Annotated in this window: 18 protein-coding genes; 10 read left to right on the forward strand and 8 right to left on the reverse strand. The window is 32.6% G+C overall.

Annotated elements, in window-relative coordinates:
* Positions 1-5: 5 nt before the first annotated feature.
* Together BC781_RS02040 and BC781_RS02045 are read right to left on the reverse strand one after the other, a co-directional pair.
* Positions 6-947 carry a CPBP family intramembrane glutamic endopeptidase gene (locus BC781_RS02040; protein ID WP_109615584.1) on the reverse strand — a complete coding sequence of 314 codons (942 nt, stop codon included), beginning with the start codon at positions 945-947 and terminating at the stop codon, positions 6-8.
* A 20-nt stretch (positions 948-967) separates the two neighbouring features.
* The gene (locus BC781_RS02045; RefSeq protein ID WP_109615585.1) at positions 968-2341 is read right to left on the reverse strand and encodes an HTTM domain-containing protein; all 1374 of its coding nucleotides are present in this window, start codon (positions 2339-2341) and stop codon (positions 968-970) included.
* A 109-nt stretch (positions 2342-2450) separates the two neighbouring features.
* Between BC781_RS02045 and BC781_RS02050 the strand changes: the two genes are divergently transcribed.
* From BC781_RS02050 to BC781_RS02060, 3 genes are all read left to right on the forward strand, one after another.
* Positions 2451-4232 (forward strand): hypothetical protein, encoded by a 1782-nt coding sequence (locus BC781_RS02050; RefSeq protein WP_109615586.1) that lies wholly within the window; start codon positions 2451-2453, stop codon positions 4230-4232.
* Between the two features lie 23 nt (positions 4233-4255).
* Positions 4256-5698 (forward strand): DUF5723 family protein, encoded by a 1443-nt coding sequence (locus tag BC781_RS02055; protein WP_109615587.1) that lies wholly within the window; start codon positions 4256-4258, stop codon positions 5696-5698.
* Between the two features lie 366 nt (positions 5699-6064).
* Positions 6065-7774 carry an AMP-binding protein gene (locus BC781_RS02060; RefSeq protein WP_394342320.1) on the forward strand — a complete coding sequence of 570 codons (1710 nt, stop codon included), beginning with the start codon at positions 6065-6067 and terminating at the stop codon, positions 7772-7774.
* A gap of 41 nt (positions 7775-7815) precedes the next feature.
* Here BC781_RS02060 and BC781_RS02065 read toward each other — a convergent pair whose 3' ends face one another.
* On the reverse strand, positions 7816-9147 hold the full coding sequence (locus tag BC781_RS02065) for a C69 family dipeptidase (protein WP_109615588.1): 1332 nt from the start codon (positions 9145-9147) through the stop codon (positions 7816-7818).
* Positions 9148-9403: 256 nt separating this feature from the next.
* Between BC781_RS02065 and BC781_RS02070 the strand changes: the two genes are divergently transcribed.
* The gene (locus tag BC781_RS02070; RefSeq protein WP_146201602.1) at positions 9404-10975 is read left to right on the forward strand and encodes a DUF5723 family protein; all 1572 of its coding nucleotides are present in this window, start codon (positions 9404-9406) and stop codon (positions 10973-10975) included.
* Between the two features lie 153 nt (positions 10976-11128).
* Positions 11129-12136 carry a DUF4290 domain-containing protein gene (locus tag BC781_RS02075; RefSeq protein WP_109615590.1) on the forward strand — a complete coding sequence of 336 codons (1008 nt, stop codon included), beginning with the start codon at positions 11129-11131 and terminating at the stop codon, positions 12134-12136.
* Between the two features lie 60 nt (positions 12137-12196).
* Here the strand turns inward: BC781_RS02075 and BC781_RS02080 are convergent, their stop codons facing one another.
* A complete protein-coding gene (locus BC781_RS02080) occupies positions 12197-13342 on the reverse strand; it encodes a hypothetical protein (protein WP_146201603.1) in 1146 nt (381 codons plus the stop codon).
* A 623-nt stretch (positions 13343-13965) separates the two neighbouring features.
* Between BC781_RS02080 and BC781_RS02085 the strand changes: the two genes are divergently transcribed.
* Positions 13966-14970, forward strand: a complete 1005-nt coding sequence (locus tag BC781_RS02085) for a hypothetical protein (RefSeq protein ID WP_146201604.1) — start codon at positions 13966-13968, stop codon at positions 14968-14970.
* 136 nt (positions 14971-15106) lie between these two features.
* Positions 15107-15475: a translation initiation factor gene (locus BC781_RS02090; RefSeq protein ID WP_109615593.1), complete on the forward strand. Its 369-nt coding sequence runs from the start codon at positions 15107-15109 to the stop codon at positions 15473-15475.
* A gap of 87 nt (positions 15476-15562) precedes the next feature.
* On the opposite strand, the gene BC781_RS02095 is transcribed toward BC781_RS02090, so the two are convergent.
* Entirely contained in the window at positions 15563-16684 is a 1122-nt protein-coding gene (locus tag BC781_RS02095) for a BT_3928 family protein (RefSeq protein WP_109615594.1), read from the reverse strand.
* A 55-nt stretch (positions 16685-16739) separates the two neighbouring features.
* Positions 16740-17288 (reverse strand): DUF1599 domain-containing protein, encoded by a 549-nt coding sequence (locus tag BC781_RS02100; RefSeq protein ID WP_109615595.1) that lies wholly within the window; start codon positions 17286-17288, stop codon positions 16740-16742.
* A 307-nt stretch (positions 17289-17595) separates the two neighbouring features.
* Between BC781_RS02100 and folP the strand changes: the two genes are divergently transcribed.
* Both folP and cdaA read left to right on the forward strand, forming a co-directional pair.
* Positions 17596-18357 (forward strand): dihydropteroate synthase, encoded by a 762-nt coding sequence (gene folP, locus BC781_RS02105; protein WP_109616561.1) that lies wholly within the window; start codon positions 17596-17598, stop codon positions 18355-18357.
* A 100-nt stretch (positions 18358-18457) separates the two neighbouring features.
* Positions 18458-19264, forward strand: coding sequence for a diadenylate cyclase CdaA (cdaA, locus tag BC781_RS02110; protein ID WP_109615596.1), 807 nt, complete (start codon positions 18458-18460; stop codon positions 19262-19264).
* Here the strand turns inward: cdaA and BC781_RS02115 are convergent, their stop codons facing one another.
* Positions 19265-20560, reverse strand: coding sequence for a GNAT family N-acetyltransferase (locus BC781_RS02115; protein WP_109615597.1), 1296 nt, complete (start codon positions 20558-20560; stop codon positions 19265-19267).
* 67 nt (positions 20561-20627) lie between these two features.
* The gene (locus BC781_RS02120; RefSeq protein WP_109615598.1) at positions 20628-21605 is read right to left on the reverse strand and encodes an OmpA family protein; all 978 of its coding nucleotides are present in this window, start codon (positions 21603-21605) and stop codon (positions 20628-20630) included.
* Between the two features lie 192 nt (positions 21606-21797).
* Here BC781_RS02120 and BC781_RS02125 point away from each other — a divergent pair, with 192 nt between their 5' ends.
* Complete coding sequence (locus tag BC781_RS02125) at positions 21798-22532, forward strand: OmpA family protein (RefSeq protein WP_109615599.1); 735 nt, start codon at positions 21798-21800, stop codon at positions 22530-22532.
* Positions 22533-22601: the final 69 nt, after the last annotated feature.

The raw sequence follows: 22601 nt of genomic DNA on the forward strand, positions 1-22601 counted from the left end.
ATCATTTATTGAAAATAGATTTGCATAAAAGCAAATAACTCCATCATTAGGGCTACACCCGCATGAACTACAATTCCTCCGTTTATATTTTTTGTTCTCAATGCAACTATTCCTAGAATATATCCACCAAGAACGGAACTCAATGTCTCTGGCAATGGCTTACCAAAGTGTAAAACAGCATAAACTGTAGCCATTGGCAAGACAACATGCTCTCCTAACAGTCTTGAAAATGAAAAGATAAGAAACCCTCTAAAAAAAAGCTCTACAGCTATAAACCCAAAACCATAAGGAATTTCAAACATCAATATTACCCAATGCTCCGCAATATTATTTCGAGTAGCAAAAAGATGTCCTCCACTTCTTTTATACATAGGGTAATATTCTGATACACTATCTATAAATGACGCACCAAACAAGATGACAGCCATTCCGAGCAACATATATAAGTAAGGTTCAATGCTTTTCTTCTGTAAAGATATACCATAAAACCCTTGAGATTTTTCTCTATCAAAGAAATAATAAAAAGGTAAAATACAGACTATAACAAGGCATACTTTAACTACTCTTCTCAAAACCTTGTATAGAAAAAAGCAATCATTAGAGTCTAGCCAACTACAAAAGTCAGTACGAAAGGAAAAACCTCTGTAAACACCAAGAATAATAAAGGCTACTATAAACTTAAACCAAAATTCTCGACTACTCAGAAATGACTTTCGGTCAGAGGTAACAGAAATGATAAGAACTGGTACTATGAAAGCAAGTCCTTGAAATAATGTAAAAGCACCAATTCTTGAAAACAGGGGCAAAACATCAATATATGAATCTTCAAAGTCAAGGTAATAGTTAAAAGAAACTAATACTGCAATCCATATTAGAATAGGTATATATGTTCGAGATGAAAAATTACATTGAATATAATCTTTGATTGAAAAAAATAAATCCCTCATTATTTAGTAACTCTGTTTGTTTAGTTAGATACAATCGGTTTGGAAGAGTCTTTCTGTTTTTCTAAACGTTGATCAAAAGGCAATATCCATTGATAAGGTTGAACTCCTCTTTCTTCGCTTGCCAAATTAACTTCTCTATCAATTAGCCATCTGGATTCATGGCCATTTAAACTCATTTTACAATTTGCAAAAACTTCTACAGTTTCATACCCATAATCCAAGTAAAATTCTTCAAGATAGTGAGCAAAACCAATAATCATTTCAGGTCTACCTTTCATCTTTCTAGCTTGTTCCTGAAGTAAATAATCCTTAGGTGCTACAAAAATAGTTTTTCTTTTACCATCCTTATAAGTAACGACCTTGTAATTCAAATAGCCTTGCTTACTTCTTAACATCATATGCCATGAAAACCTATGCCCCTCTTCAGTCCACATGGAATTTCCATTATAGAGAAATGGGCGCAAAGGTAACACAAGTTGAATTATTATAAAAAACACAAAAAAGGAATTGAGCGTAAATGATAAATTGACTCTTGAAAATTCAGCTTTATCACTTATTCTAAGAAATTTAGTAAGGGGCTTCAAGTCTTCTAAACTCAAAAACAAAGAGGACATACAGATAGAGAACCATGGAAAAGAAGCCAAACCGAAAATCATTACATTACTTAAATGAAATAATAAGCACATTAAAAAAGCGACTCTTCTAGTAGGTCGGAATAACAAGAAAAAAGTTATCGTAAGGTCAAACGTAACACCAACATAGCTCATCACGAAAGCCCATGCTTTGTGAGATATTATAGGTCCAATCATAAAATATTCGGACTTATAACCTAACCAAATTTGAAGTGGCATTGCCTGAAACCAGTCTAGGTTTACTTTAGCTATACCTGCATAGAAATAGACAATTCCCATCTGAAATAATAATACATTCCTATATAGTTTAGGAACTTGGGTTACGACAGCTACTCTTTTAAAATAAACATCTAAGGAGAAGCTTTTATTGGCAGGAAAGAAACAGCTTACAAAAGAGATTAAAACATATAAATAACTGTGATTTACATACTCAGATTGATCGATCTGAAAGAGTAGTAACCAGACTAAAAATTGCACTTTACTTACAATTTTATAGAAATAACCCGCACTAAAAAAAATACTAGAAGCTAGACCTAAAATAAAAAGTACAAGTACGGTATAAGTACTAAAAAGTGGGACATTTATAAACCACTGATAATTAAAATGAAAGCCTTGATATGCATATATATTAAGGTCAGTAGTAAACATCTGGGCGAGAAGCTCAATTACAGAACAAATCCCAAAAAAAATCCTAAACCACACTAAATAAAAGATGCTGTCTTTGGATGATTCATTTTTAACTTTTCCAATATAATTTTGCATTATTTAATGTTTGTAGATATTTCACTTTATTTAGTATTAATTCTATATATTAAAATTTCTTAACTTTCGATTTAACATTTTAGTAGTTTAACTAAAACCAATTACCAACGTGCTAAGAATTAATAATCTATTTATTCGATTTATTATCGGGTTAAGTCTGATTGGGCTATACTCTTGTGACGTTTTAGAAGAAGATCTTCCGAACTCACTTTCTGATGAACCTATTCCTCTTCCGAGTGAATGGACAATTGGTATACCTTTCTTAAATGGAGACTTAAGACTCGGTGAATTCATTGATATTGAAGAAACTGAAAATCTAACATTTACAGAAGATAGTACATATGCCTTAGAACTTTCTGAGGAACAACAAATTGGTAGTTTCGAAGATTTTGCTTCTGCTATGGGTATTTCTAGCACAGAAAACCTATTTACAATTAAGCAATTCGATCTTGGTGATGGTATTAGCCAATCAAACACTATTCTGTCTCAATTAAGTGGTCTACCAATACCTATTGAGGCTTATCCCAATATCGAAGTTATTTTTACAAATGAAGAAATGGACTTTGAAGGAGATTTGAATAGTCCTACACTTTCTTTCCCTGTTGCATTAACACTTCCAGAACCTGAAGTAGGTGAAACACTTCCGGATGTAAGTTTTAGTAATATTAGTTTCAATAGAGGTGAATTAGTAGTAGAAGCAGAAGTGGAGGATCTCACTACACCAATCTCTATGAGCTTCAAAAACCTATATGATAATAATGCCCAAGAATATGTTGACGTAAGCTTCAATACTAACTTTAGTGGATTTGGCTCAGGAGATACTTACGATTATAAAGTATCTTTTTCATTAGACTTGTCGGGCTATGCAATTGACCTTTGGGATGAAGAAGCAAATAATGGTCTAGGGGCTGTACCTGAAAACCTTCCAACAATTTTTGTGGATTGCGACGATCCTTACCTTATTCAAGACCTTAGAATTAGTAATGACAACAATGCAGAAAGCTTAAGCTTCCTATTCAATGAAGAAACAAACCTTGACGGTGACGAGATTGAAGAAGAAGAATTAGAATTAGACCTTGATAACGAATTATTTGACACTGGTTCAATTGAATTCAATAGTGCAAATGAGGACTTCTTGACTGCTATTACGCTTCAAAATAGACTTGGACTTAACTTTAACATTAGTCCTACTATCAATGCAGTATTTGAAGATGAGATGGGGCTAACAACTACTGAAACTATTGAACTTACTGATGAAAATGGCAATGACATTACTTCAGGTGGTCTAAACGTTAGTACTGAAGCGGCTTCTACATCAATTATGATTAAAGACCCTGCATCATTATTCTCAGTAACTCCATCTAAAAAGCTTGTCGCTCTTTCTTATGGTGGCTCTATCAACTTCAGCTTCGCCCAAGGAGAGCAAATCACAGTTACTAGCGATATCAGTTTAGGTTCTCAATTTGATGTATTCCTTCCTTTCGATGTAAAAATTAACGGTTTAGAACTTGCTATTGAGTCAGATGGAGGAATTGATGATATCGGATATGATCTAGGTACAAATAGCCAAGGAGTACTAACTATTTTTGGTGAGAATGAACTTCCTTTCGGAATTGATATTCAAATCAGAGTTCAAACATCTTCGTTCCAATGGGAAACTATCCCTAGCGATGGAGGATTCCTTTCAATCCCAGTAGGTACTATTTCAGCTGAAAATCCTGTATCAGAAGAGATTAATTATGAAGAATTGAGAAGCTTGACAGATAATCAAAGCTTAGAAATCATCATAAGAGCGAATTCTGAAAACTACGAAAAGCTAAATGCTTCAGATAAGCTAAACATTAAAGCAGGTATTCTTGCAACTCTTGAACTTGAAAGCTCAGAAGACTAATCACTTGAAATTTGACTACAATAATGAAAACTATAAATAGATTTTTTCTAACGTTTATTTTGTGTGCAATTGCAGGTATTAGTTTTGCACAAGATAATATGTTGTACTACATGGGGTCACTACCTCAGTCAACGCATTTGAACCCTGCGCGAAGAACTAATTATGGTACTACAATAGTTTTACCAGGTTCTAACTTTGGTTTTTCTGCACAAAGTTTAGCCAGTTTCAATGAGATGTTCACTAAAAGTGAAATCACTGGTGAATATGCAATGGACTATGAAAAATTCCTTAATTCGTTAGAAGACGGTGTAAACCCAATGGTTTTTAACGCTTCTACTGAATTGTTAGGGATTTATACAAAATCTAAAAATGGTACTTTCAATCTAAGTCTTTCAACTGGTATCAACTCTTTTACTGGTTTTGAAAAAGACATGATTGGAATGTTAGCAAAAGGACTTGGTGACGAAGATTATATCGGAAGACCTATCGAAATTGCTCCAGTTATTGACTTCATGCATTATCACAAATTAATGATTGGTGGTTCTCGCAAAATCAATGACAAGCTTAATATTGGAGTAAATTTCAACCTTCTTATGGGACAGGCTGCATTTAGCATGAATCAGGCTTCTTTAAAAGTAAGACAAGGTTTAGCTTCAGAAAACTATGCGATCAGTACAGAATCGAATGCTTCTGCATACACTGCTGGTTATGCGAATACAGTAGATTTAACAGAAGGCTCTGTATCAGCTGATGATTTCATTGATTCATTCATGGAAGACCCTGTAGGTTCAGCATTCTCTACAAGTAATATGGGCTTCACAGTTGATCTTGGAGCTACTTATCAGTTCACTGAAAAATTATTCTTTGAAGCAAGTGTTAGAAACTTAGGAAAGCAAATTACATTCAAGAAAGATCTTCAGAAGTACTCTGTTGAGCTGAACGATGAAAGTCTTGCTTTTGATGGTATTGATCCTGCTGAGTTGACTTCAGGTGGCGAGTTAAGCTTCATTGATACTGATGATCTTTACTCTTTCGAGAATGATGGAGAAACTGGCGAATTTACAATTGCATTGCCTACTACTTACATGGCTGGGGCTAGATACGAACTAACTCGTACTACAACAACTGGAGCAATGTTATCAGGAACTTCTTATAGAGATGATTTCTTCACTACATTTGCGATGTCTATTGACCAAGAAGTAGGCGATTTCATTGGCTTAGGCTTTAATTATGCAATTAACAAATTCGGACACCAAGTTGGTACAGCTGTTACAGTAGGTTTACCAGGTATCAAAGTGTATCTAGCAACTGACAATGCTTTAGCTGCAGTCAAAGCACTTGATGCTAAAACTGTGAATTTAAGAGCAGGTGTAACTCTTAACTTCGGAAGAAAATTAGAATCTGAAAGAAGTAAAACAGATAGAAAGGCTAGAAAAAAATCTCAACAATCTTTGATTCTTGAGTAATCAATCTAGCATATTAAAACAAAGGCTCTACCCTATGGTAGGGCCTTTGTTTTTTATAGAAATAAAAAAAATCATGAAGAGATGAATAAAAAATTAAACTGAGTAATTATTCATTCATTTTCTGTCATTCATGAGTATTTAATCCTTTTTTGTTAAAAAAATGTTCAATTTTAAAGTCATTTTTTTTGTATTTAGAATTTTATACATAGATTAAATATTTGTAAATATTACACTATTACTAATTCATATTAAGAGAGGTTCTTTACTAATTACTGAAATGAGTTTTTTCTTATCTAAAAGATATTGTTTTTACTCTTCATCTAATTATGTAATCAATCATACTCATCCATCTCAAACTCTACAAAAATGAACGCAATGAATACCAATGAAGTGGAAACTCCATGGTTGGACCTTTACCCAAAAGGGGTAAATCCAGAAATCAATGCTGATCACTATCACTCATTATTAGAACTTTTTGAAGAAGCATTTCAAAAGTATAAAAACCTTGTAGCTTATGAATGTATGGGAGCTACACTGACTTATCACGAATTAGATCAGTACTCAACTCACTTTGCAGCATACCTTCAAAAAGAACTAGGGCTTAAAAAAGGAGATCGTATTGCCATTCAAATGCCAAACCTTCTCCAATATCCAATAGCTATGATTGGATCTATTAAAGCAGGATTGATCGTTGTAAATACTAATCCGCTTTACACTGAAAGAGAAATGGAACATCAGTTCAAAGACTCTGGAGCTAAAGCTATTGTTGTTCTTTCTAACTTTGCATCAAAACTTGAGGATGTAATTGACAATACATCCATCGAACATATCATTTTGACAAGTATTGGCGAATTCCTTCCTTTCCCAAAAGGAGCGATAGTTAATACTGTAGTTAAACACATCAAGAAAATGGTACCTTCATACAATCTACCTAAAGGGGTATTTATGAAGAAGGCCATTAAACTTGGTAAAAAACAGACTTTAACTCCTCAAGAGTTAAGTAGTGATGATATTGCATTTTTGCAATATACAGGAGGTACAACAGGTGTTTCTAAAGGTGCAATGCTAACACATAGAAATATGGTTGCTAACCTTGAGCAAAACACAGAATGGATGACTTCTTTACTTAAAGAAAAAGAAGAAATTGCAATCACCGCCCTACCACTATACCACATCTTTTCACTCACAGTCAATTGCTTGACAATGATGAAAATAGGGGCAAGAAACATTCTAATTACAAATCCGAGAGACATCCCTGCTTTCGTTAAAGAATTAAAAAGACATCCTTTTAGTATTATTACAGGTGTAAATACACTTTTCAATGCTCTTTTAAATAATGAAGACTTCCAAAAGCTAAACTTTAGCAAGGTTAAAGTTGCAATTGGTGGTGGTATGGCTGTACAAAAAGCTGTTGCTATTCGTTGGAAAGAAATTACAGGTTCTACGCTTACTGAAGGCTACGGATTAACTGAATCAGCTCCTGTATTATGCTGCAACCCTCTTCAAGAAGGAGCTAGAATTGGCTCAATTGGTCTTCCTTTCCCTAGTACAATGGTTGCGATTAGAGATGATGAAGGTAACTTCCTTAATCAAGGAGAAAGAGGTGAGCTTTGCGCGCTAGGGCCACAAGTCATGAAAGGCTATTGGAAAAGAGAAGAAGAAACAGCAAAAGTCTTCCATAAAGATGACTGGTTACGTACTGGAGATATCGCTGTTATGGATGAAGATGGGTACTTCAGAATTGTTGATAGGAAAAAGGATATGATTAATGTATCTGGTTTTAATGTCTATCCTAATGAAATCGAAGATGTTGTTGCATTACATCCTAACGTCCTTGAAGTAGCTGCAATTGGAATACCTGATGAAAAATCTAGTGAGGCTGTAAAACTTTTTGTAGTTAAAAAAGAAGACTATCTCACTACTGAGGAATTAAAAGCATACTGTAAAGAAAACTTGACAGGTTATAAGGTTCCTAAACATTACGAGTTTACAGAAGAACTACCAAAAACTAATGTTGGTAAAATTCTAAGAAGAAAACTTAAAGAAAGAGAGCTAAAGAAAATGGCTTCTGTTTAATGAAAAAAAGGCTGTATCAGAATACTGATACAGCCTTTTATTTATGCTAATGGTGTAACTTCTATAGTTTTCTTTTCTAAGAAACTGTTATACAAAGGCGATCTAAAACTAATTGGCCTCCCCTCCTTTTTTAACACATACGCCCATTCCATTACTCGTTTAGAATGAATTCGTAAACTCTCATCACTTAGAGCATCCATTTTTTCAACATCAATTGACTCTTTTTCAAAAAGTTTATGCTCTTTCAGTAGAAAATCATCTTGAATCTTTCTGATCAGAGGTCCAAATGTTTTTTGAGTCTTATGATATCTAAGGTTTGCTTCTCTGATAAAATTTTCTGCTTTCCACCACAGTGAATCATCTAAAAACCTTGAAGGCTCTGCATATAAGCCTTGATATATATTTTTCCCAGGAATAAAAAATGGTTTAAATATAGATACACAAGGCGATGATGTTCCCGTCATCCAACAAGTAGAGCGACTATTCTTTCGTAAAACCACTAACATTGATGATGCTGTTTGCCAAGCATTTTTTGTTCCTGAGGCATGTAAGCAAAAATCTTTATTAGACGATCGAGCAGGGTGAAAATTTGATTCCTTAAAATGACATTTCAAAAGTTCAATTCCTGTACGGGGAGTGAGCGCTTCACTTAGTTTATTTGATAATAATTCTTCTTTGATTTTAGCATTGTCCTTTTCAAGGAAATTTAATTTTCTATTAAAAGATTCTTTAAAAGAAAAATTATCATCAATTTGTACATTAAGTTTCTTCGCTAAACTGATAAGGTTTTCAGAATGCTTTTCATAATCTTTCCCTATGACATAAGTATCAGAAATTACTTGAAACTGATTTATTCTTTTATAAATCCATTCGTGTCCTACCGTTTCAATTATCCAAGCTTCTTCTGCATTTGAAATCACAAAAGTAGCATTACCATAAACGGGAAAAGCTTCAGAACCTTGATTTACATCCTGTCCATATTTTTCTAGTAATTCAATAACTAATGCGATAGCTTCTTGAGGATTTGAACACCTTTCTAAAATCAGTCTGCTAATATCTTGAGCTGTCAGTCCATCATTTTTTTGAAGAAATTTATTTTTACCTTCAACAACAGAACAAGCTACAGCTAAATCAAACTCATTCATACCCATCTCTGCACCCCATAATTTATAAGGCTTACTGATTATAATCTCGTAAGTTGAACTAACTTGAGGTATAGATATAAAACTACACTCAACTTCTTTATCAAAATGATCAACTCTTGGAATTCGGATTAAAGCTTGCCCCTCATTGATTGGACGATTAGCATTTTTCCCAATCATGACATGTCCTTCAGAAACTTCCTTCCCTAATGCTACAAAAATATTTCCCATAAACGGTTCCTAAAAAATGATGATATGATTAAGTCTTAAAATAACTCACTGTATTTTATATGAACTATCAAGCCTCAAGCTCTATAAATAAAAGCCTACTAAAACTTCTAAAAGTCTAACGAACTTCACCTTTCTAGAACAAAAAAGCACTATTTAGATAAATAATATTTACATTTTTCACACATGTAAACAAATCCTAATTATTTATCACTAAATTACCCCCATAAACGTGTGCATGAATGTAATTTACCCAAGAATGAAGCACCTAATACTTTTACTACTTTTAATAATATTTTTTCATTCTACGAAAACAAAGGCCCAAGAAGGGACTTCATATGCTATTAGTGGTCGTGGTGGAGTAGCTACGACTTTTGCTACAGATTATCAAAGTTTAGGCATAAATCCTGCCAATCTAGGTATAAGAAAAAGTTTTCGAGATCCTAAAATCACTATTGGTTCTATGGAAACGAGTCTTACTTTTTTTGCGGAAGCATTAAATAGACAAGACTTGTATAATTCTGTTTTTAAACCTGCAAACAGTCAATTCACTTATGAGGATAAAGTAAAAGCAGTTGATGCTTTCTCTAACACTGATTATTCAGTAAATGCAAACATATTACTTTTTGGTACGAGTATAAGTTTACCAAAAAAATGGGGAGGAATAGGTTTTGGTATTAAAGACCGAATCACGACTTATATTAATATCTCTGAAAATGCTACAGAATTAGCTTTCCTAGGTGCAGCCGCTCAATTTTTCCCAGAGTTAGAATTATCATCTGGTGAAGTGATTGATAACCCAAGATTTTCAGGAAACTCCTCAGCCCCGCAACTTACAAATGAACAATTTGAAAGTATAGTCAGATCAGGTTATGGTTTAACCAATAATAATAGTCCTATAACCCCCTTGACTTATGGCGAAGTCTTAGATGGGAGTCATATTTCAGCAAATTGGTATAGAGAATTCAACTTAAGTTATGGTGTTCAGTTAATTGACTCATATGATTTTGAATTATATATAGGATCAGGAGTTCGTTATTTAATGGGACTAATGATGTTGGATATAAAAGCTGAAAACAATGAGTTAACTAGAAATTACATGGCTTTTTCGCCTTCTTTTGGTATCCAATTTGGAAACGATTCTGGCAATGTAACTGGTATTGCTCTAAATCCTGAGGAAAATAAAACAATACCTCAACTTCTCGCAAACCCAACTCCAATTGGAGGAGGCATTGGCCTTGATTTTGGGATTCAAATGAGAATTTTTAGAAATCTTTCATTGGGTGCCTCTATCACTAATTTAGGAGAAATTACATGGGATGCAGATGTTAGACAATTTAATGCAAGTGGTACACTGCAGCAGTTTATTGGCCTAGGTTATAATAACTATAATTTATTAGTAACAGACGGAGATTTTGGTTTTGGAGGTGATTCAGAGTCTTTTGAAACTCAACCTTTTGATCAAAAAACACTAACTATTCAGCTTCCTACCATGTTAAGATTTGGTCTAAGCTATGAGTTCTTTAGACTTTATCATATTGGAATGGATGTCATTCTACCACAAAATGATGCACCTGGTAATCTTGCAGCTCCATATTATGCAATTGGAGGTGATTTTAGGCCTTCAAAAATATGGAAGCTATCTACAGGAGTTAATTGGGGAGGTAATAACGGAGCAAAAATAAATTTACCTCTGGGTATCACCTATATTGGTCGAAAAGGTTTATATGAAGCTGGTATAGCTACACAAGATATTAGTACATACATAGCTGACTTAGGAAATGGTAGTACATTTTCACTTGCCTTCGGATTCTTTAGATTAAAGCTTTAAAAAAATTTAGTTTATATAAGATTAGATTAAGGATTCGAATTAAAATTAATTCGAATCCTATTTTTTTGAGTAAGTAAAGTTGTTAGGAGAAGGAAGTAAAATATCTTAACTTTGTTGAACGGTAATTATTACCCCTTAACGATATTTTGGATTATGGAAAGAGAAGAAGATAAAACATACAACTATAATACAAGTCGTCCTCATTTGATCCTTAAAGAATATGGACGTAATGTTCAAATGTTGGCTGAATATATTTCAAATCTTGAAACAACTGAAGAGCGTACAAAATATGCATACACTTTGATCGAATTGATGAAACAATTAAATCCGAGTGTAAAAGATAATCAAGATAACCAACAACGAATTTGGGATCATCTTCATGTAATGTCTGATTTCGATCTTGAAATTGAGGGACCTTTCCCAAAGCCTTCTCCAGAAATAATCCATAAGAAACCTGAGAAAATGGTTTACAACCAAAATCGTCTTAAATTCAGACATTATGGTCGTAACATTGAGATAATGATAGATTCTGTTGTTGAGGAAGAAGATCTTGAAAATCAGAAAGAAGGCTTATATCAAATCTATAGTTTGATGAGATCTTTCTATTCATCTTTCCATAAGGAAAATATGGAAGCAGAGACAATCATCAAAAATATTGAAGTATTAGCAAATGGGCGTCTAAATGTACGTGAGATTATAGAAGAAGACCCTGATTACTTTAATCAGAAAAGACCAAATACGAAGTCTAACTCTGATAATAAGTCTTCATCTCGTCAATCATCTAGACAAGGGAATAATAACTCTAGAAGAGCACAACTTCAGCCAAGACATACTCAAAGAAAAGGAAGTAATCCTCGAAATAAAGACAATAGAAAGCAGCAGTCTGGACAAAGTTCACAACAAAGACAAAGTCCTTCTTCATCTGTACAAAAGAATCCTAGGTCTAGATCGAATACCAACATGAGACCTTCGACTGCGCCAAAACCAATACCTCAAAAGGCAGCTACACCTCCTGCACCAAAAGTAGTCACACCGTCTCCACAACCAACACCTCAACCATCTTCGGGTTCGGGTAAAGTAGAGGATAAAGAATTAATGAGGCTCAAACAAGAAATTCTTGAAAGAAGAAAAAGAGAAGCTGAAAACCCTGATGAATATTAGGACTCAATTTTCCCAGAATAAAAAAAAGTACAGTTTGAATATATTCAAACTGTACTTTTTTTATTTTAACTTATTATCATTAGAGTCATTTGTTCTTTCTAAAATATTATTAATCTCTTTCAGAAGATCAGGATTTGTCAAATCATTATGTTGCCATAAATTCATTTCATTTCTGATCAATTCAGACTCTTGAAGAGTATCAATATTACTTATATTTTCAGTAAGTTGTTCTAATTGATGAAGGAACTCACTACTTGACTCTAACATTTCTAAATCTTGTTTTCTATTGATATTTCTTTTCTGGAGCAGATTTAGTTTTTCGGTAGCTTTCTGTAATTTTTGACGTTGCTCGTGAGTGCTTTTAATCACTCTCATTTTTGCTAAAATTTGTTCGTAAGTCACTATCCTTGACTTTACAACTTTTATATTTTCTTTAGTAGATAGTATTAAATTTTTAGCAGCTTCAATCATATCTTCCGTAACACCTTCCAAAAATTCTTCATTCATACAGTATAAGAAGCGTCCATCCTCTTGTTGCCTTTGGTAAATCACTCCTTCACTGTAGGCATCCTTTCTAAAGATACTAAGGTGTTTTCTATAGATAGATAAATGTATATCTTGAAGGTTACGTTCTAAATCTCTTATGAGAACCTTATCACTTAAGATTAACTTTTCCGTTTGTGAAGTGATCTTTTTGACTTTCTCTTGAATAGTTGCTGTTGCCTCTGAAAAGCTTAACTTAAATTCTTTCAAAAAGAAAATAAAATCATCAGCTTCATATTCATATGCCTTAATATCAATTCTAGTATTTAACTTCGAATAAAGAGTTAACCCAACAGGTTTATGTTCCCTCAATATTTCTTGAAGATTACATAATTTCAATTTTCTTCTCTGATTTACCTCTTTTCCATCCTTAAATCTTTTCTTATAAGTAAATTCAGCTTCAGCTATTTCTGAAAGAGGTATGATTTGAGTTTTAGATATAATTCCCTTTTTTATCCTCACATTCCCATTATGAACTGAAATCATTCGCTTACTGAAAAACAAGATATCAGCTGAAAGCACTAAGAAAAAGGAAGAAAATAAGCCTAAAACTATATTAATTAACACTGTCCAGTCTAATGAGATCGCAAAGTAGCCACATAACATTCCAATGATAGAAAAGAAGAAAAATAATCCTCTTTGCGTACCACTTCCATTTAACATGATCTCGTTCGAAATATCCAATTTATCTTCTTTCATTACAATCCTATAGTCCTCAATTTGTGATTGATCTATATCAATATACAAAGGATTCAAAACAGGTAATTACCATTCAAGAAAAGGTACAAGTAATTCATCTTTATTGAATTAATTGACTTTGAACTCATGTAAATTATTATGATTTTCTAAGAACATAATAGAATAACCTGTTCTCCCTCCCTCTATATATTTACAATTAAAATGAAATCTTAGTTTATGATTCATAAAAATAAGCCACTTCACATTACACGATTAAAACAAGGATTTAGCTAGGCAACTAATTTTAGTAAGTCAATCTGAGAATCTATTTCTATGATTCAGGTTTCCGAATTCACTTTTAGATTCAATCTTGAACTAGGTTATCATTATATCCAGAAACAATGTTAACAATACCCAACATTCATTTCATTTCTTCAGTCAAATGGGTCTTATATTAATGCTCTAAATTATATTTTGGGGCTAACCTCCTAACTATAACAAGAGAAAATAACAATCACATTTACAAGCAAATTCACATACCAAATAAGATGAACGATCAACAAAAAAGTAAGGAAAATAAGTCTCAAAATGAAGATGAAATTGACTTGATGGAAGTATTTTCATCTATTGGAAGAGGGATACAAGGGCTATCTAGTAGTATCGGAAATTTCTTCTTAGCAATTTTGATTTACTTTAGAAAGTTTTGCCTCAACTGGTATAAGTTTATTATACCAGCAATGCTAGTTGGGTTAGGTATAGGGATCTCATTTAACTTTATCACTTACACTTCATATGAAAGTGAAGCAACTATAAAATCAACATTTCTAAAAGGTGCTAATTTTCTTAATGAAATTGACAAACTAGACAAACTATGTTCAGACCCGATTTCTTTAGCAAAGGTTCTAAATTTAGAAGATAGTGAAGCGATAAGTCTTAAATCTATAACAGCTCAAGGTTTTAATTCTGCCAACAACATATACGAACAATATGGAGCCAATGAAGAAACACTAATCATTAAAGACTCATTGATTAGATACGATTTAGTTAATGAAGAAATCTTTAAAGTAAATATTTCTACTTATAATGAATTGTTAGAACCTACTAAAATTCAGTCTGCATTAAAGACTTACTTAGAAAACAATGAATATTTAGTTAAAGAGTTTGAGATCAATAAAAATGGTTTGCTCAAAGAGAAAGCACTGATTGAAAATCAACTTGTAGAAATCAATAAACTTAGAGGAACTTTAAGTGAAGCTATAAAAGTTCGTATTGAAAAAGAAAAAGCAGGTGAAATTGATGACTCTGCAGTTCGTATAATGATGGACAATGGTAAGTCATCTTTAAAAAATGAAGATATACCAGTTATTTTATTAGATAAAGATTTAGCGCTTACACAACAATTGAATGAAATTTCATCAGAACTTTACCTTACTGAAAAAATTCAGTTTATAACACCTTTTAATGCCTTTTACAGCAAATCATATTCAAGACCTACTTATGGTATTCTTGGTGCGAGTATAGGGTTTGGGATTATTTTTCTAATTGCAATTCTTTTAGATATAAACTCATTCCTTGAAAAGAAATCTAAAGAAAGTAACTACAAAAAATACTAATTGACTTCTTATACATCCTTGAGTTTCTCGTAGTCCAGCCTATTCAATAATTCCACATTTCTTGAAAAGAAATAATTGGGGATTATTTTCTAATTTTAAAAGTTCATAGCTTAAAGAATAGAAGATTCAATGTAATATGGGACGTAAAAAAGATAAAACAGATCAAGGTGATTGGAAAGATAGATTAGGGATGGTTTTTTCTACTAATCCAGATTTTGAATATGAGTATGATGATGAAGAATCCATAGAAACACTACCTCCTCAACAGCAAAATTTAAAAGTAATGCTTGACTCAAAGGGAAGGAAAGGTAAAGCAGTTACTCTTGTTACTGGTTTTATAGGACAAGACGAAGATCTAAAGTCCTTAGGTAAAACCCTCAAAACTAAATGTGGTGTTGGAGGTAATACAAAAGATGGTGAAATTCTTATTCAAGGTGATTTCAGAGAAAAGATCTTCTTGATTCTAAAAGAGGATGGGTATAAAGTAAAAAAAGTAGGGGGCTAAATCCTTATCTAGTGCTCTTAATTATATCAATAAAGGAGAAAAAAAAAGGTAGTGTAATTTATGAATTACACTACCTTTTATTCTTTGTTATTTTACTACTTCTTTCACTAGAAATTTCTCTAGCTTCGGTAAGCTTGGCGTATCATTTACATGCCATTTTTTAATTACCTCAGCATCTTTTAATAATATCAAGCCTGGATTTGAACGAATCATAGCTTTTAGTAAAGTACCGTCTGCAATATAATATTTCACTTTAAGTGAATGATCGTTTAAATAAGCCTCAATATGATCAGGGTCTGCTGTATATACAATGGCCTCAACCTCCTTAGGTAATTTATCTAATAAATCAACTAAAGGAGCTAGTGTTTTCTCAGACTCTTTAGCCTTAGCTACACTTTCAATTATTATCAACAACTTTTGTCCTTCAAAGGTATCTCTAGTTACATCATTACCTTCTCTATCAGAGATATAATAATCTGTAATCTTAGGCATACAATCCTCTTCATTGATTGTTTTCATGTCCACAAAGATATATGAAGAATCTTGATAAGGATATTCTTTCATTTGGACTTCCTCACCATCTTTCTCCATAATATAAACATGCTCACACGGTACACTTCCAGACATCTGCTTTTCAATGTTTAAACCTACCGCATAAGGTCTAAAATCCCTGAATGGTAAATGTTGTAAACTGTAAAGAGCAGAACCAACACATGCAGAAAGACAAATCAACATCAGTGAAGTAGTTGTCACATTCTGATAATTAGAACGTTCTCTTTTTTGAAATAGTAAATAGCCAGTAAGTACTAACAATGCCAAATCTTTAAAGAACGATTCCCATGGCGTGAGCGGAATTGCATCACCAAAACACCCACAATCTGTCACTTTATCAAATTGGGCTGAATAAAAAGTCAGAAAACCAAAGAATAATAAAATCAGAAATAAGCCCCAAAGGGTAAAAACTTTCCTGTATTGAATAATCAATGCTAAACCCAAACAAACTTCCAGAGTAGAAAGGAAGATTGACATCTGCATTGAATAAGGTACAAAGTGTTCAAAAAATGGAGAAAAGTCAGTACTAAAAACTTCAAAATATTCCTCCAACTTTATAGCAGTACCTGTAGGGTCATTTAGCTTTATAATACCAGAGAGTATAAATGTTGCTCCAACAACCCAAGATATAACTGTATTTATGATACGTGACAACATAATTTAATAACGTACGATGTACCAATTTTTTTATATCCTTTTGTATAAAGGATTTCTATTCATCTAAAAAACCATCTAAAATCAACGCAAACACAGCATAATTGATCATATCTTGATAGTTTGCATCAATTCCTTCCGAAACAAGTGTCTTTCCACTATTATCTTCTATCTGTTTGACACGAAGTAGCTTCATCAAAATAATATCTGTGATACTACTTACTCGCATACTTCTCCATGCTTCACCATAATCATGATTCTTCTGAGACATCAAATCAAGCGTCTGTTTTGCATGTTTGTCATAATATTTCATGACTTCCTCAGCTCCTAATTCAAGCCTTTCATCATCTTTAAGCTCTAATTGGGTCAAAGCCATCAGACAATAATTAATAATACCAATAAATTCCCCTCTGATATCATCTTCGACAAGTTGTGTTCCTTTGTCTTGAATAGATCTAATTCTTTGTGCTTTAATAAAAATTTGATCTGTGATAGAAGGCAATCTTAAAATTCTCCAAGCAGTCCCATAATCAATGGTCTTTTTCTCAAATAACGTTCTACAATGCCCAACTACTTGATGGAATTGTTCCTTGGTTGTTGTATTCAAAGTTTCGAAGTATTTAAATGTTTGTTTTTAAAATATTTTTCAATCAAAAAATTCAAACTACAAGTCTATGAAAAAATGTGCATGAATAAAATGATTTGATCTATTGCTGAATTTTCAGTTAGAAGTATCTAAATTTACAAGTCCTTTTTTAAAAAGGAAACCCTTAGAGGACTTGTTCGCATTATATAATTCAATTCCTCAAAATTTAGTCTAAAATCATATTTTTACCGTGAAAATTCATTCTCCTAATTCACAGGATTTTATAAATATTAGAGGGCAACTTTTCTCTTTAAAAGAACCTGTTGTCATGGGTATATTAAATATTACTCCCGATTCTTTTTTTTCTGGAAGTCGACTGAACAATGAAAAAGTGATACTAGAGAAAGCAGAAAAGATGATTAATGATGGAGCTAAAATTCTTGATATAGGAGGATACTCATCTAGACCTGGCGCAAAAGAAGTACCAGTTGAAGAGGAAATAGAAAGGGTTATTTCAGCTCTCAAAAGTATAAAAACGCATTTTCCCAATACTATTTGTTCTATTGATACTTTCAGGTCAATTGTTGCCAAAAGAGCTTCAGAATATGGTGCAGATATTATTAATGACATCTCAGGAGGCACACTTGACAAAGATATGTTTTCAACTGTCTCTTCTTTAGGATTACCTTATATCATGATGCATATGAAGGGAAATCCACAAAATATGATGCAAAAGACTGATTATAACAACTTGGTTTTTGACATCTTGGACTTCTTTAAAAGTCAATCTGAGAAGTTCTATTTAGCTGGAGGAAAAGATCTCATCTTAGATCCTGGTTTTGGTTTTGCCAAAAATATTGAACAAAACTATCAACTGCTGGATCAAATGGAGGCTCTACAAATTTTTAACCTTCCTATCTTAGCTGGGGTAAGTAGAAAGTCTATGATATGGAAAAAATTAGGTATTACTGCTGATGAAGCTTTAAATGGAACTACCGTCCTGAATACCAAAGCTATTTTGAATGGAGCCAAAATTTTAAGAGTTCATGATGTAAAAGAAGCGAAACAAGTGATTGACCTTTTACACTAATTCTTTTGCTAATTTTATTAATTATAGAAGTAATTTGGAGTCAAACCCCAAATTAAATACTACATTTGTAAGACATAGAAGTAGATATTTTTGGTAGCTGATGCTGTTGTTTTCAATTGGATTCTTAGAAGTCAATATCATTGATATAATTGATATTCTTTTAGTGACCATCTTGTTGTTTAATCTATACAAGTTGATCCGTAAGAGTATTGCATTAAAAATTTTCGTTGGTTTCTTATCTGTATATTTAATTTATTTAGTTGTACGCGCTACAAACATGGGCCTTTTGACTGAAATTCTCGGTCAGTTCATGGAAGTTGGGGTGTTAGCTGCTATCATATTATTTCAGCAAGAAATTCGAAAGTTTTTACTGTTTATTGGCCGACATACTGAATTTGATAACCTTCCCCTTATAAGGTCTCTAAGGTTTGGTGGAAAATCTGATAAAAAGCTTTTTGAAGCAACTCCTATAGTTGATGCTATGAGAGAGATGGGAAAGACAAATACAGGAGCATTAATTGTATTAAGCAAAGAAGATGATTTACCATCAGTCACAGAGACAGGAGACTTATTAGATGCTCAATTATCAAAAAGATTACTACTTTCTGTCTTTTTCAAGAATAGCCCACTACATGATGGAGGTGCTGTTATTTACAACAATAGACTAGTCGCTGCTCGTTGTATTTTACCTGTATCTGAAAATCCGAATATCTCTGCTACTCTTGGCCTTAGACACAGAGCTGCAATTGGACTAACCGAAACCTCTAGTGCTGTAGTATTAGTTGTTTCAGAAGAAACAGGCCAATTATCTTTTGTCAAGAATGGAAAAATCTTCCAAAACCTCTCTGGTATGGAAGTCAGAAAACACATCAAAGACTATTTACTTGACACTTACGAAGTTAATTAACTAGATAAAATCAAGTCCTTCAAAATTCTTTTGATCAATACACTTCAAAATCATTTCCACAATTTCTTCAGGATAAACAGAGTCACAAATCAATTCATCTTCTTCAAAGTCCACGAAATACGATAAACTGTAAAAGCCTTCATTCGTATCATAACCTACTCTGAAATCATTATACTTCCCAGCGAACTCTAAATAAAGGAAGTTTCTTATAGAAGTTGTATCTGCTTGTAAAAATAACTCTGACGAGAACTCACCTTCATGTTGTAGAAGAGTTTCTATTGCCTGTAATGCAAAAACACTAATTTCCTCTTCACGCTCAACAGTTTGAATAACCTTTATCAGTTCTTTACCAACATCAGTTTTATCCTTTGAAACAAAATGATCTTCACCATCACTGTGTGGAGAAAGAAGGAATACATCTTTAGTTGATAAATATTCTACCGAAATACGGTGCCCCCACTTAGTTTTCTTTTCTAAGTAAATAGGACTCTTAATCACATTTGCTATATGGAATGAATTGTGCCATACATGTGAAAAAAATGCAGGATTATCCTTTTGTCTAAGTCTTAAATGATATGATTCTAGTAAAAAGTCTTGAATGGATGATAATTCGCTAATTAACTTTTCACGTATAGTTTCTTTGTGAGGCAAGTCTTCAATTTTATGCCACCCTCCTCTCCAATCATAGAAATATAGGTTTTTCAATCTTTTTTTATAATCAAAAATAGAAGGTTGATCAAAAATATATCCGGGATAATAAAATTTCAATCCCTTAGATTCCGCATATTGAAGTTCTAAAAAGATGGTATACATCCCTAAACTATATTGTCCATAGTCAGGATGAAATACAGCAAGAATACTACAAATTGACTCTTTTCCTAAGTCTACAAAACTGGCTGCTATTAGTTTATCACCATCATAAACACAAAACTCCCATGTATCAAAAACAGCTTTATGTACTTCATCAAAAAAGTAACGGTATAATGTTGGAGGGGAAGCTTCATCGAAGCGGTTTTTATGCATTTGGTATAGTTCCTCTTTTTCAGCCGAAAGTGAAAAAGGGCGAATTACCGTTCTAAATTTTCTATTATTTTTTTGAAGCAATTTTCTTTGCCCTTTAGAAAATTGATAATCATCCAAATCAACTCGCAAAGGTACAACTGCATTTACTTTTCTTTTGAAGTAAATTAGCTCATACCTTGAAAGCATATTTCCGTCTCTAAACCAACCATTCGCTAGACTTTCATCTAGCTTATCACCCATAAAATATTCGGATAACTCAAACTCAAAAATCATAGAAATACTTAGATTGAAGAACTAAGATATAAATTTAAAGGTAGAATTCCTTTAAGAATAAATTTCATTAAGGTAAAAAAAGCTCAATCTCTATTCTTTGATTCTCCTTATGCTTTTCATTAGAGCACCTTATCCCATTACTACATTCATTTACAAGCTCTTGCTCTCCTTTTCCGAATGCAATAATACGATTTGCTGTGATTCCTTTTTTGATTAAATATGAGGAAACAGCTTCTGCTCTTTTTGTTGATAACCATAGGTTATAATCATCATCACCTCTAGCATCTTCATGACACACAATCTGAACATTGAGTGAAGGGTTTTCTAACAGCTGATCGATCAGTTTAGTTAGTTCATAAACTCGATCTAATTGTAACTCCCATTTATTTACGGCAAAGAAAAATTCTTTTAACCTAAGTTTTTCTGAACGACTTTTCAAACTAACTTCAATGGGGGTATTATCATCTTCTGAAATTTTCAATTCAGTTTTCTTAGATGAATGAGAGGAGTGACTAAACTCAAATTCGTAATCTATAGCAGGTTCAAGTAAAATAGGATTAAGACTATCTAGTTTTAAATACAATTTTTCATTAGAAATCTTATTTAGAACACGAACAGTAGTCTCTTTACTGATGTCTTGACCTTCTTCACTTTTAATGATAAAATGTTGCTTTATGAGATTTTTTGGTTCCAAAAACACATTTAACATCACTTGATCATCAGTTGAAGATGATGATGGAAGATAGATTATGCTTGGAGTAGTGTAATATTGGTTCTTATAAAAACGAAAAGCATAGGTACATCCTTTATCTAAAGAGAACTCAAACATTGAATTTTTCAATAGTTTGATCTGTTTGTGTATTTGAAATTCAAGCTTTTGATCTTCGGATACTTTAAATATATCAAGCTCTACCTTTCGAAGTGATTTGTTTTGAGCTGTAAGAATAGCCCCTTTCACCTTTACTCTTTGTTGTCCTAGTAATGGCGAAAAGTGGTTTGAAGTAAGTAAAAAAAAGAAAACAAGAAATATATTCCTGTCAATCATAATTTAGTTTCAGATATTTAAGTTTGCGCTAACATTGATTGACAAATAATGTAAGTTTTCACTTATAGATTCCTCGATTGTAAATATTTAATCTCATGTATCCTTCCAATAAAAATTTAATAGAGATACATTGATTTTATTTGTAATTTAGTTTTTGTCAGTTAATACTAAATTGAAATTATTAATCAGATAATGAGCTGTTTCAGAAATCTACTAGGTAATCATTTACTCTTATTTATCTTTCTGATTCTTCTCCCTTCATTTGCCCTAAATGCGAGTAATCGAGCCAATAAATTCATTGTAAAAGGTGTTTTTATTGACAAAGACACAGGCAAAAGGGTGCAGGGTGTATCAGTGCTAATCTTAAATACCAAAGATCAATCCAAAATCTCTCTTGTTACAGGAAAAAATGGAGATTTTAAGGTAACTTTAAATGATCTCGCCGAATACAAAATTCAAGGCAGTAAACCTATGCACCTTTTCTCATTAGAGAAATCTGTTCTCACCTACGATTTAACTCCAAATACAAATATTGACTTGGAATTTAAAATAGAGCGCATTCACTTTAATACACCTTACCTTTTACCTAATTTCAAATTTCATCTTAACGATAAAGAAATTGCAAATACTGATGCTAGATATATCACTCTTTTAAAAGAAATACTGGATGATCACCCAGACATGAGTATTGAAATTAGAAATCACACAGACTCAAGAGGCAGCGATGATTATAACTTAACTCTATCACAAAAAAGAGCTGATGAAATAAAAAAATTATTGATCAAAAAAGGGCTTCCTGCTCAAAATATCTTAGCATTGGGCATAGGTGAAAAAGAGCTTTTAAATGAATGCGAAAACAATATAAAGTGTTCAAGCACTGCACACCTAATAAATAGAAGATCTGAATTTGTATTAACTACTCCGTAAACTAAAAAAGCAAGGGATTATGCTCCCTTGCTTTTTTAGTTTACGATATATCTTGTATAACTTTTTAAA

Source organism: Sediminitomix flava, assembly GCF_003149185.1.
GTDB lineage: Bacteria > Bacteroidota > Bacteroidia > Cytophagales > Flammeovirgaceae > Sediminitomix > Sediminitomix flava.